General features: G+C 40.9%; 9 protein-coding genes. 8 read left to right on the top strand and 1 reads right to left on the bottom strand.

The features are described from left to right. Positions 1 to 185 precede the first annotated feature (185 nt). Genes AB5935_RS08985 through AB5935_RS09015 form a run of 7 tightly spaced genes read left to right on the top strand, consistent with a single transcriptional unit; the run spans position 186 to position 9,650 of the window. Positions 186 to 653, top strand: coding sequence for a calycin-like domain-containing protein (locus AB5935_RS08985; RefSeq protein WP_007836867.1), 468 nt, complete (start codon positions 186 to 188; stop codon positions 651 to 653). Between the two features lies 1 nt (position 654). Next, positions 655 to 1,317 carry an HmuY family protein gene (locus AB5935_RS08990; protein ID WP_005839056.1) on the top strand — a complete coding sequence of 221 codons (663 nt, stop codon included), beginning with the start codon at positions 655 to 657 and terminating at the stop codon, positions 1,315 to 1,317. Positions 1,318 to 1,330: 13 nt separating this feature from the next. Continuing rightward, entirely contained in the window at positions 1,331 to 3,487 is a 2,157-nt protein-coding gene (locus tag AB5935_RS08995; RefSeq protein ID WP_005848805.1) for a TonB-dependent receptor, read from the top strand. 46 nt (positions 3,488 to 3,533) lie between these two features. Further along, positions 3,534 to 8,009, top strand: coding sequence for a cobaltochelatase subunit CobN (locus AB5935_RS09000; protein WP_032945924.1), 4,476 nt, complete (start codon positions 3,534 to 3,536; stop codon positions 8,007 to 8,009). 6 nt (positions 8,010 to 8,015) lie between these two features. Next, entirely contained in the window at positions 8,016 to 8,705 is a 690-nt protein-coding gene (locus tag AB5935_RS09005; RefSeq protein WP_032945923.1) for a hypothetical protein, read from the top strand. A 14-nt stretch (positions 8,706 to 8,719) separates the two neighbouring features. Then, the gene (locus tag AB5935_RS09010) at positions 8,720 to 9,319 is read left to right on the top strand and encodes a MotA/TolQ/ExbB proton channel family protein (RefSeq protein WP_005839065.1); all 600 of its coding nucleotides are present in this window, start codon (positions 8,720 to 8,722) and stop codon (positions 9,317 to 9,319) included. Between the two features lies 1 nt (position 9,320). Continuing rightward, positions 9,321 to 9,650, top strand: coding sequence for a DUF2149 domain-containing protein (locus AB5935_RS09015; RefSeq protein ID WP_032945922.1), 330 nt, complete (start codon positions 9,321 to 9,323; stop codon positions 9,648 to 9,650). Between the two features lie 313 nt (positions 9,651 to 9,963). On the opposite strand, the gene AB5935_RS09020 is transcribed toward AB5935_RS09015, so the two are convergent. After that, on the bottom strand, positions 9,964 to 11,712 hold the full coding sequence (locus AB5935_RS09020; RefSeq protein ID WP_368327399.1) for a glycoside hydrolase domain-containing protein: 1,749 nt from the start codon (positions 11,710 to 11,712) through the stop codon (positions 9,964 to 9,966). Positions 11,713 to 11,845: 133 nt separating this feature from the next. Between AB5935_RS09020 and AB5935_RS09025 the strand changes: the two genes are divergently transcribed. Then, positions 11,846 to 12,841 (top strand): TlpA disulfide reductase family protein, encoded by a 996-nt coding sequence (locus tag AB5935_RS09025; protein ID WP_007836907.1) that lies wholly within the window; start codon positions 11,846 to 11,848, stop codon positions 12,839 to 12,841. Positions 12,842 to 12,921 lie beyond the last annotated feature (80 nt).

Raw genomic sequence — 12,921 nt, forward strand, 5'->3', positions numbered from 1 at the left:
CTATTAATGGTGATAAAATCCAGTTTTATACCTAAAAATAAGTACTTGTGTACTTTATTATATATGTGATTATTAGCAATAAAACCCCAATTTTTAGGTATTGTGTACCCTTGGTAGTAAGGGTAACTTTGCAACAAATTTTAAAACATAAAATAATAACTATTAATCAATAAAACAAAAGTATTATGAAATTGAAAAACTATTTAGCGATGATGGCTATTGCATTGTGTGCAGTAGCATGTAGTGATGATGATAATAAAAAGGAAGATACCGTGATCCCGGCTCAGGAGGTTGCTGGTACTTACAATGGAACATTATCACTCTCAGTATCAGGAAATGATCAAGGAACGTCAGACAGTCAGGTGAAAATTACTGCGGAAGAAGGAGGAACTGTTCAAGTTCTTCTAGTTGGTGGTGCTGGTGAAGGAATGATGTCATTGCCGGATATTGCTATACCTGGAATTAAAGTACAGACCTCCGATAATGTTACTTATACTTTTCCGGAAAGTGCTATTGATGTAACTGTTGGTACTGTAAAATATACAGGAAGTTTACAAGGAACGATTAAGGATGAAAAAGCTGATCTGATCTTTACACTAAAGCCGGGAGCCATGCCTATGGCTATTACTGCGACTTTTGTAGGCACTAAATAGCATGAAAAGATATCTCTCTATTATAACCATACTGGGAATGATGCTTTTGCCATTCTCGGCATGTGATGGTATTTTGGAAGGAATATATGATAGTCCTGCTGCTTCGGATAGTAATGAATTGGGTTTTATAAGAACAGACCCTTCTACCCATTCGGGTACTATTTATATTGATGCTACTGATTATAGACGTTGGACTTTTATCGATTTCCATACACAAAAAGTAGATTCTGTAAATGTGACGGATTCTGAACAGAAAGAACCGGAGGAATGGGATATTGCTGTTCATCGTTATGATGTTAAAACCAATGCTGGAGCAGTATTGGAAACCGGTTTCACAGGTTTTTCTGCTTTACGGAATGCGGATGCGATGCCCGAAGGAGCCTATGTGGAGGATGTTTGGACTACCGCTAAGATAGCCATTGATATGTCAGGTATGATGGATGGTAATATTGTTTATATGGAATCCTATTATAATGAAGAACTATCCAAATGGTTGAATGTTGATAAAAGTAATATGCCACCTACCTATACTCTTTCAAACAAGGTTTATATGGTAAAGCTGAAAGATGGAACTTATGCGGCTGTTCGTCTCACAAATTATATGAATGCTAGTGGTGTAAAAGGCTTCATGACTATTGATTATATTTATCCGTTTGAATTGTAAACCGACATACGATATGCATAGACTACTCAGAAACGTGTGCTTGATACTGTGTTGGCTGATGGCGGTATCAGTATCAGCACAACGAATTATTTCGGGAACTGTATTTGATGAAAATAAAGAACCTCTGACGGGAGCAACAGTTTCCGTAAAAGAAAAAGTAACTTTGGGAACCACTACGGATACACAGGGAAAATACATGTTGAAATTACCCGATAATAGAGAATATACTCTACAGGTTTCATACATGGGGTATATCTCGCAGACTCATAAAGTGTCTGTCAGTAAAACAGGTAAAGTTGATTTTATACTGAAAGAAGATGCTGTAAATATGGAAACTGTAGTTGTAACGGGAACCCGTACTCCGAAACTCCTGAAAGATGTTCCCATTGTAACTCGTGTCATTACTGCCGATGAAATAAAAAAAGTAGATGCTACCCATATTGGAGATTTACTTCAGGCAGAACTGCCGGGAATTGAATTCTCTTATTCCATGGACCAGCAAGTTTCTCTCAATATGCAAGGATTTGGTGGAAATGCTGTACTTTTTCTGGTTGATGGTGAGCGTCTGGCAGGTGAGACTTTGGATAATATAGACTACAACCGATTGAATATGAGCAATGTGGAGCGTATTGAAATTGTAAAAGGTGCGGCTTCTTCACTCTATGGTTCGAATGCGGTAGGAGGAGTGGTAAACATCATAAGTAAAGTGCCTGCGGAGCCTTGGACTGTGAATCTCAATGGACGTTACGGGGCTTATAATGAGCAGCGTTATGGAGGAACAATAGGTTTCAATGTTGGAAAATTCAATAGTGTGACTAATGTACAGCATACCCAAGTAGATGAAAAAGATTTGGCAGATGGAAAAACAAATGAGGAAACGGAGGATTGGGCATTTAAAAAGGTGTATGGTGATAAAACTTGGAATTTCAAAGAACGTTTGGTCTATACTGCTAATGACCATCTGAAACTGACGGCACGTGCCGGATATTTTTTTCGTGAACGTGAGAAGTCACAGACTAGTAAAGACCGTTATCGAGACTTCAGTGGTGGGGTGAAAGGAAATTATGTATTGGATAAAGATAAGGATCTGGAAATAGCTTATTCTTTCGACCAGTATGATAAGAGCGACTACTTGCCGCAAGATGCTAATGATGTACGTGATTATAGTAATGTACAACATTCGGTTCATACTTTTTATAATCATACTTTTGTCGGTAAGCATATTCTCACCGTGGGTGGTGATTATATGCGTGATTATTTAATGTCCTATCAGTTTGCCAATAATGGAAGTAAACATCAGTATACAGTGGACGGCTTTGCACAGTTTGACTGGAACCCGACGAAATATTTCAATGTCATCACAGGATTACGTTTTGATTATTATTCAGATTCCGATATTAATCATTTCTCTCCCAAATTAGGACTGATGTATAAAATAGGAAACTGTTCATTGAGAGGTTCCTATGCTGGTGGTTTCCGAGCTCCTACTTTGAAAGAAATGTATATGAATTTTGATATGGCAAGTATTTTTATGATTTATGGTAATCCTGACTTGAAGCCTGAAACCAGCCATAATTTTTCTCTTTCGGCAGAATATATGAAAGGTCGTTATAATTTGACGGTGACAGGTTTCTATAATGTAGTTGATAATCGTATCACTACGGCGTGGAGTGAGGCGTTGAAAGGGCAGGTATATACCAATATATCAAATATCAGGATATCCGGTGCCGAGGCAAATGCTTCCGTCAAATATCCTTGTGGACTGTCGGCACGTTTATCTTACGCCTATACACACGAGAATATAAAGAAAGGGCAACCTGTCATTTCAAGTACTCGCCCGCATACGGCTACTGTCCGTCTTGAGTATGACAAGCATTGGAAGAACTATGCGTTTAATGTTGCTTTGAACGGACGCTTTCTGTCCAAGGTGAATACGGAGGAATATACTTCGAACACTTCTTATGAAGAAACTGAGAAGGTGACCTATCCGGCGTATACAATGTGGAAGCTTACGTTGTCTCAGAAAGTATGGAAAGGTGTTGATATGACTTTGGCGGTAGACAACCTGTTTAATTATGTCCCTTTCCGTTATTATAATAATTCGCCTGCTACTAAAGGAACAACTTTTTCAGCCGGTTTGTCATTGGATATAGAACAATTGTTCAAATGAAATTTGGCTGCTAATACTAAATAAACTATGTGATTTAAATAAAGATATGAAGAAGAAACAATTATTGATTGGCGGAGGGATAGCAGTCATCTTGCTGCTTTTGTTTGGTGTATGGAATCTTTGGTTCAGTGCAACTAAAGTGGCTTTCATCAACTATCAGGTAATCAGTTTAGGGCAGATATCTAAAGCTAATGACAACTCATTTATTAAAATCAGTGAACTGAGCACAGATGATCTGAACCGATTGGCCGGTTATGATATGGTATTTATCAATGCCATGGGATTAAGGATTACTGAAGAGCAACGTGCGCAAATACAAAAGGCAGCCGATGGTGGTCTGCCGGTATTGACTACTGCCGCTACCAATCCTGCAAACAAGATTATTTCATTGGATTCCATCCAAGCGGATATATTGAAACATTATCTGTCTAATGGAGGACGTCGTAACTATCGCAGTATGCTGAATTATGTGCGTGTGCATATTGATAAAAAACTATTCTCTGTGTCTGAACCGGAAGCCGTAATGAAACGTGCCGATGATGTGCTTTATCACATGGATCCAAAGAAACCCGAAGACGAAGAGTTGGGTTTCAATACGGTAGCCGGATACAATACTTTTCTGCAACATAACGGCTTGTGGAAAGAGAATGCTCCGCGTATTATTGTGACCGGTCCGATGGGTGAACCTTCCGGGCTTATTGCTAAATTGGAGGAAACTGGCAATATGGTTTATCCTATACGTTCCATGCGTTCTTTTATTCAGAACCATGGAATTGATTCTGTCCGTCCGTCTGCTATTATCAATATGGCGCATGGACGTATGGGTGAACCTATTGTAGATTATCTGGCGAAACAGAATATACCGCTTTTCTCTCCATTGAATGTAAATCGCTTGGTAGAGGAGTGGGAGAGGGACAAGATGGGGATGAATGGCGGCTTTATGTCACAAAGTATTGTTACTCCCGAGATAGATGGAGCTATCCGTCCGTTCGCTCTTTTTGGACATTATAAGGATGAGGAGGGTTTGCAACACGCTTATGCTATTCCAGAACGCTTGGAAACTTTTGTAGAAACAGTTAATAACTATATTGCTCTGCAGCGTAAACCCAATAGTGAGAAACGCGTTGCTATTTATTATTATAAAGGTCCTGGTCAGAATGCACTGACTGCGGGTAGTATGGAAGTGGTTCCTTCACTTTATAACTTGTTGCAGCGTATGAAACGCGAGGGCTACAAGGTGGACGGTTTGCCTACCTCTTCGAAAGAATTGGAACAGATGATACAATCTCAAGGAGCCGTATTTGGTTCGTATGCCGAAGGAGCTTTTGATCGGTTTATGGAAACCGGCAAGCCCGAACTCATAACAAAAGAACAATATGAGAGTTGGATAAAGAAATCCATTCGTCCTGAAATGTATGCCGAAGTAATAGCTGCCAATGGTGAATTTCCCGGAGCATATATGACTACTTCCGACGGCCGTTTAGGAGTAGCTCGTTTGCAATTTGGAAATGTGGTGCTCTTGCCACAGAATGCGGCCGGTAGTGGGGATAATGCATTTAAAGTAGTACATGGAACCAATGCAGCTCCTCCACATACTTATATTGCTTCTTATCTGTGGACACAATTCGGATTTAAAGCTGATGCGTTGATTCATTTCGGTACTCATGGCAGTTTAGAGTTCACTCCGCGCAAACAAGTTGCTTTGTGCAGCAATGACTGGTCCGACCGTCTGGTAGGTGCATTACCTCATTTTTATATTTATTCCATCGGCAATGTAGGTGAAGGGATGATTGCTAAGCGTCGTTCGTATGCGGGATTGCAATCTTATCTTACTCCACCTTTTATGGAAAGTAGTGTCCGCACCATTTATCGTGAACTGACTGAGGCTGTCAAAACATACAATAATTTACTTCCGGCCGATGGGCAGGCTGTACTGTCTACCGGAAATAAAGACGCTTTGAACCGTGCTTCATTGGCGGTAAAGAAACTCACGGTGAAACTGGGCATCCATCGTGAATTGGAATTGGATAGTCTTCTTACTGTTCCTTATGCCGAGGAAGATATTCAGCGTATAGAAAATTTTGCAGAGGAACTGGCAAATGAGAAGATTACAGGTCAGTTGTATACAATGGGGATTCCTTATGAACCCATTCGTATTACTTCCAGTGTGTATGCTATGGCTACCGAGCCGATAGCCTATAGTCTGTTGGCATTAGATAAACTACGTAATCGTGCGGACGGACAGGTAGAGAAACATCGCACTCTTTTTACTCAGCGTTATTTAGAACCTGCACGTGATTTGGTCACTCGTCTGTTGGCTGATCCATCGTTGGCTTCTGATGAATTGATTTGCCGTATTACTGGCATTACTTCCGATGAACTTGCTAAAGCACATGAAATCAATAAATCCCGTAATACTCCTCAAGGCATGATGACCATGATGATGGCATTAGCTGAAGAGGCTCCGGCTGAGGCTAAAACACATGCTGATATGAGCAGTGGAATAATGCAGGCTGACCAAAGCGGATGTTCGAAAAGGAATAGCATATCCGGGTCTATGAAAGAGAAAATGAAGGAAATAGCGAAAGGTATGAATCCTGAGAAAGCTATGGAACTTGCAAAAAAAATGGGTGCAAGCCCTGAAGCTTTAAAGAAAATGGAAACAGGAATGTACAAGAGTCGTGCTGTAGGTATGAATACACTGGCCAAAGATACGGTTACAATGAAAACAACTTCTCGAGGAAAACGTGAAAAAGCGGATAGTGATAAATTCGGAGGCATGGAAGCGATGATGAAAGCTATGATGTCCAAGAAAAAAGAATATTCTAAAGAGGAGATGAATTTTGCTTTGGCTGTCGTGGAAGTAGAACGTACCTTGAAGAATGTGGGCAATTATAAGAGTGCTCTTTTGGAAAGTCCGGAAAGAGAATTGACCTCTATGGTGAATGCGTTGAACGGAGGATATACGCAGCCTTCACCGGGTGGTGATCCCATCGCCAATCCTAATACATTACCTACAGGACGAAATCTTTTCGCTATCAATGCTGAAGAAACTCCGTCGGAATCTGCATGGGAAAAAGGAAAACAATTGGCTGACAACACTATCGAAATGTATCGCCGTCGTCATAATGACTCTGTTCCTCGTAAAGTAAGTTATACATTATGGAGTGGAGAATTTATAGAAACCGGCGGTGCTACTATTGCACAGGTGCTTTATATGCTGGGTGTAGAGCCTGTTCGTGATACGTTTGGGCGTGTGACGGATCTTCGTCTGATTCCTTCTGCTGAATTAGGCCGTCCTCGTATTGATGTGGTAGTGCAGACTAGCGGGCAGCTGCGAGATATTGCCGCTTCACGTCTGTTTCTTGTTAATCGTGCCGTAGAGATGGCAGCCAATGCTAGAGAAGATCAATTTGAAAATCAAGTAGCAGCAGGTGTTGTGGAAGCTGAACGTGTATTAATAGAAAAAGGTCTGACTCCAAAAGAGGCCCGTGAAATGTCTACTTTCCGTGTGTTCGGAGGAGTGAATGGTAATTATGGTACGGGTATACAAAGTATGGTGCAATCTGGTGACCGTTGGGAAAGTGAAAAGGAAATCGCCGATGTTTATTTGAATAATATGGGTGCTTTTTATGGTAGTGAAAAGAATTGGGAAACTGTTCGCCAATTTGCTTTGGAAGCTGCTTTGACACGTACGGATGCGGTTATTCAGCCACGTCAAAGCAATACATGGGGTGCATTAAGTCTGGATCATGTGTATGAGTTTATGGGAGGTATGAATCTTGCTGTCCGTAATGTGACCGGTAAAGATCCTGATGCGTATCTGAGCGACTATCGTAACCGTAACAATGCCCGTATGCAAGAGGTGAAAGAAGCTATTGGTATAGAGAGCCGTACCACAATATTCAATCCTGCTTATATTAAGGAAAAAATGAAAGGGGAGGCCGGCGCAGCTAATACTTTTGCTGAGATTGTGCAAAATACGTATGGTTGGAATGTCATGAAACCTCAGGCTGTTGATAAGGAAATGTGGAATGAGATATATGATGTGTATGTAAAGGATAAATTTAACTTGGGAGTGCAGGATTATTTTGAAAAGCAGAACCCTGCCGCTTTGGAAGAAATGACTGCGGTAATGATGGAAACTATCCGTAAAGGAATGTGGCAGGCTAGCGGGCAACAGATAGCGGATATTGCCAAACTACATACCGATTTGGTGAATAAATATAAACCGTCTTGTTCTGGTTTTGTTTGTGATAATGCTAAATTACGTCAGTTCATAGCTTCTAAAACGGATGCACAGACTGCATCCCGGTATAAGGAAAACATCAGTCAGATACGTGAAGTTGCTGCTTCAAAAGAGCAAAAGGGTATGGTGATGAAAAAAGAAGAGATGAATACAGTCGGTACGGAACAACAGACGAATACGGTAAGCAATACTGTTGTTTGTGTTGTAGTGGTGGCTGCAGTTCTTGTTTTAATTGTATTGGTGCGTTGTCGCCGTAAAAAAATGCAGGAATAACAGGCTATGGAAACAGTTGTAGTTGTTCTTATGATATTGGTCTGTTTCAATTTTATGATGAAACAGACATTTCGTAAACGAGGATCGGTTGCAGCAATAGCTGTTGTAGCCACCCTCTTTGTGGGACTGATGTGGCCATATGCTATTCAGCAGTCTAAGACACAGATTGCTGATTGGTTGGCAAATGTCCAATTGATGCTTGACACTTCGGTGGTGCTTACAGTGGAAGTTGCCTTACAGATGGCTTTTTGTATGTTGGCTGTTCATGTGCTTACTACAGGGCCTGTTAAGAAACGTACTCTTTGGGCTTACCGTGCTTTACGTTGGTTTCCGGGGATTTTGATATTTCCTGTCTTGTTTAGCGGATTGGTATATCTTATCTTCTCTTTTCCGGGTGTTTCCTTTTCTCTTGTCGCATGGAGTATGGCGGCAGGTGTATTGATATTGATTTCTGCAGGCACATTGTTTCTTCGTTATCTTTTGCCGGAAAAGGAATTACGGTTGGAGCTATTGTTCCTCACTAATGCATTGACCGCCATATTGGGAATTATTGCTACTGTAAATGGTCGTACCGCCGTAACAGGTGTAAGCGAGGTGGATTGGGGGGCATTGACCGGCTTGATAATTATGCTGGCAGGTGGAGGACTCATTGGATTGGTTATATATAAATATAGACGAATAAAAACAAACATTTAAAACTTACTGACATTATGAATCTTATATCAGACATTCTGTTTTGGATTTCGAACGGACTTTTAGTCCCTGTTGTTGTATTGCTTATTATTCTTTTCATCCGTTCGCTATTATTGATAGGCAGTTTTTTCGGGCAGTATCTGGCTATTCGGCGTACGGATGCGTTGTTGCGTCAACAGCTTGATACACTGACTATAGATACTTTGCCCGAATTGGAAGGCAAACTTCCTGTGAAGTCGAACTCGTTGGTCATTGCGTATATCCGTCGGGTGTTGGAGTCAAAAGACCGTCCGGCACATGTGCAGCGCCTGTTGGCTGATTTTGAAATTACTGCTGATAAGGATTTGGCTATTTCAAAAACATTGACCAAGATGGGACCGATGCTTGGATTGATGGGTACATTGATTCCAATGGGACCTGCTTTGGTGGGACTTTCTACTGGTGATATCGCTTCTATGGCGTATAATATGCAGGTCGCTTTTGCTACGACTGTAGTTGGTCTGTTTTCTAGTGCTATCGGTTTCATAACCCAGCAGGTGAAGCAACGCTGGTATTTACAGGATATGACTAATCTGGAATTCCTTTCTGAATTGCTCACTGAAAAACGTACAGCTTGAGATGAAACGTAATTTATTAAGAAAAGAGGAGGATAGTGACCCGATGAGCGTGGTCAGCAATCTGTTTGATGTGGCGATGGTGTTTGCTGTAGCGTTAATGGTGGCCTTGGTTACCCGTTATAATATGACTGAAATGTTTAGTCAGGAAGATTTTACGATGGTGAAGAATCCGGGTAAGGAAAACATGGAAATCATAACCAAGGAAGGGCAGAAGATTAACCGTTATACCCCTTCTGAGGATCAGGATGTCAAAAGCGGCAAGAAAGGAAAAAAGGTGGGTATTGCCTATGAATTGGATAATGGAGAAATCATTTATATACCCGAAGAATAAACTTGTATAAAGGAAAGGGAGGATAAAGTTAAAACTAGAACTTGCCATTTTATATAGCCGAACAGAATTTATTTGAGAAATATAGGGCAAATAAAGTAACTTGACTTCGTGAGCCAAGTAAGTTAAGTGAAAGTGTCAAGTAAGTTAAGTTACTTGCCCAATGCACTTAAGTTACTTTTGAAGCTATCGGGGATTCATCCATCCTATTTCCCACAAGTTAATTCTGTTCGGCTTTTAGTTTGAAGTACCTTTATTACATACATATGTGTGGTCCGATATATATATGTATGTAATAAAGGTATTTTCCCTTTTTCTAGTATCGGTTGATAACTTTTTTTGCTTTGTTTACGGCAGTGGTAGGAGAAATCTTATCCATGCTTGATTCATCAAACATTTTCAAGGTTTTGTCTATATTCTTAATAGCTCCTTTATTGCCTTTTTCTTCAAATTCTTCTTTCAGAATGCGTACTTTCTCAAAAAATTGTATTCCTTCTGTCAGGCGTTCCAGCCGGATGGATGAACGGGCGCCCGGATAAATCATATACGTGTCTCCGGCAGCCCAAGCTGTGAAACGGCTGTCTTGTAGGGGATTTTTCACCCAGCTGTTTAAAGCCCAACGAAGATATCCGTCCAGATTTTCTTTCGCACTATGCCATGCCAGCCATTCAGCTTCGGCAGGTTCGCTGAAAGTGAAAGTGTTGGGGCGGGGCTCTGTGCAGCAGGTATAATAAGTAGTTACTTTGCCTGCCTTCCGGCGCGCTTCAATCTCTTCGGGAGTAAATTTCTCGGCAATGGTGATACAATAGTCATTCAGATCATCCAATAGTTCTTTGTGATAAGTTCCTGCCAAAGAAACTTTAAAGTCTTTATCAGCCTTACGGATCACTTTCAGTGTTTCCTGCATGTCCTTCATCGGGCGTTCGTCCATCGCAATGTGAGTGATATCGAACCAGCCTTTTGCTTTCAGATGCTTTGCGAAATCTTGCAACATATTTATCCAGAATTCTTCATAAGCGGCTTCGCCCGGTTTGGCTTCCAAGAACTTGAAAGAGTTACTGGCTTGATCAAAATATTGGAAAGAAAGACGCCAGGGAACCATCGAGTAACAACTTATTTGCTTCTTGACTCCAAGGTCTATCATAAATTCCACCCATTTATCGAACACGGTATAGTCAAAGTACCATGTTCCATCCGCTTTTTTCAGCCAAGTAACCATGCTCTCAAAAGCGTCGTATGTCTGTCCGTTCCAAGGTTTGTGCATAATGGAGGCTGTAATTACTTTACCGCCTGCATCAGCATATAATTTCATTAATGGGCGCATCAAGTCGAAATGTTCCTTGCTGAATGGTTCCACATTGTAGTAACGGGATACTGCGTATGGATTTTGCCATAAATCCAAATGGAAAGCCCATTCGGAAGGAGGAGGCAGCGTACGGTTTTTCACTTGGATATTCAGTTTCAATTCGGCCAGTGTACTATTGTTGGCCTTTACTATAACTGTTCCTGTGTATTTCCCGGCTTTAGTCTGCTGGGGTACGTTGATACGGATCCATCCCCCTTGGGTGGAGTTGGCGGGAAGAGTCAGAGCGGGAGTGATGTGGTCTATTACATCTGCTACTAAAGTTGAATCAAAGTCGGCGCTATTGCGGTAGCCACATGCGCCCAAACCGTCTTTGTTCAGTTCATCAGTCATGACATAGCGTACAAAGCCGGTACGGATATCATCTTTGCTGATGGTATTTTCACCAGAGATTAGATCACTGACTGTGAGAGTCAAATCATTCAGTGTCTTAGGAGTCCATACTACCATTTGGGCCGAAACCTTTTCACCTTTCCATGCAGTAAGGTTTATACTTTTCTGTGTACTACGGATAGGGGCTGGTTCCTCTTTCTTATAGCGGATGTCTGTGCTTCCCCAGCTGATTTGTGGGGCTGTAACTTTCGCCCATAAAGTGGGGTTGGTGGCAATAGGATTGGCTGCTTCCTGATAATATTCGGAAGTTTGGGCGTTCATACATACTGTTGACAACAGGAGAGCGCCTAGAAATAGGAGTTTTTTCATAGGTTATATAATAGTTAGTTGAAGTTACAAAGGTAACTCAGGGAGAGTTAATTTCCAAATAGGAGTGATGTAGTTTGCATAATTCCTGAGGAATATTTATTTTTGGCAAGTTATAATATAAAGGAAAATAGAGATGAAAAGAATTGTAAATGTGCTTTTTGCGGGTGTACTGGCTATGACTGTACTCTCATGTAGTGAAGAGAAAAAAGGATATACTCTGAATGGGGAAATATCAGATGTAAAGAATGGAATGGTGTATCTGAAGAAGTATCAGGATAAATCTTTCATAGATGTGGATTCGGCTGTAATTACGGATGGTGTTTTCAAATTTGAAGGTGCTTGTACTGAGCCGTTGGCATACGGGTTGACTACGTTCAAGGATAGCAAACGTCCGTTGGTATTCTTTTTAGATAACGAAGAGATGCAGTTGAAGATGAATGAATCGGAAAAGGTATTGACTGTGACAGGTTCTGCTTTGAATGATTTGTATGCACAGAATGCTCCTTTGACTCGTCAGGATGGATATAGCATAGATAGTTTGGTATCTGCTCATCCTGCATCGGCCGTTACTCCTTATTTTGTTGTGAAAGATTTCGCTTATAAGTTGAATCTGGAGGAAATGAAGGCATTACGTGCCAAATTAGATGCCTCATTAGATGGAACCATGTACGTCAATCAGATAGATGATTTTATCAAGCGGATGGAAAATATTCAAGTGGGAGCTGTAGCTCCGGATTTTACATTGCCCGATGTAGATGGTAATCCCGTCACCTTATCCGGTTTGAGAGGAAAATATGTATTGATTGATTTTTGGGCTTCTTGGTGTCCTGATTGCCGCAAGGAGAATCCGAATATTGTTGCTGCCTGGAATAAATTCAAGGATAAGAATTTTACTATTTTAGGAGTTTCTCTGGATCGTAAGAAAGAACCTTGGTTGGCTGCTATCGAGAAAGATCAATTGACATGGACTCATGTTTCAGATTTGAAGGACTGGAAGTCGGATGCAGCCGTGCAGTATGCTATTCGTTGGATTCCTATGAATTTTTTGTTGGACCCCAATGGAGTGATTTTGGCGGTAGGATTGGAAGGCGAGGCTTTGCAACAAAAGTTGGAAGAAGTCTTGAAATAAGTTTCCCATCATAGGTTGCACAGATTAGAATTTTGATTTAAATCTGTGTAACCTGTAGTGAAAAAATAGTTGTTTTTATG

The organism is Phocaeicola sp. RTP21198st1_B8_RTP21198_201120, from assembly GCF_040929485.1.
GTDB classification, from domain to species: domain Bacteria; phylum Bacteroidota; class Bacteroidia; order Bacteroidales; family Bacteroidaceae; genus Phocaeicola; species Phocaeicola dorei.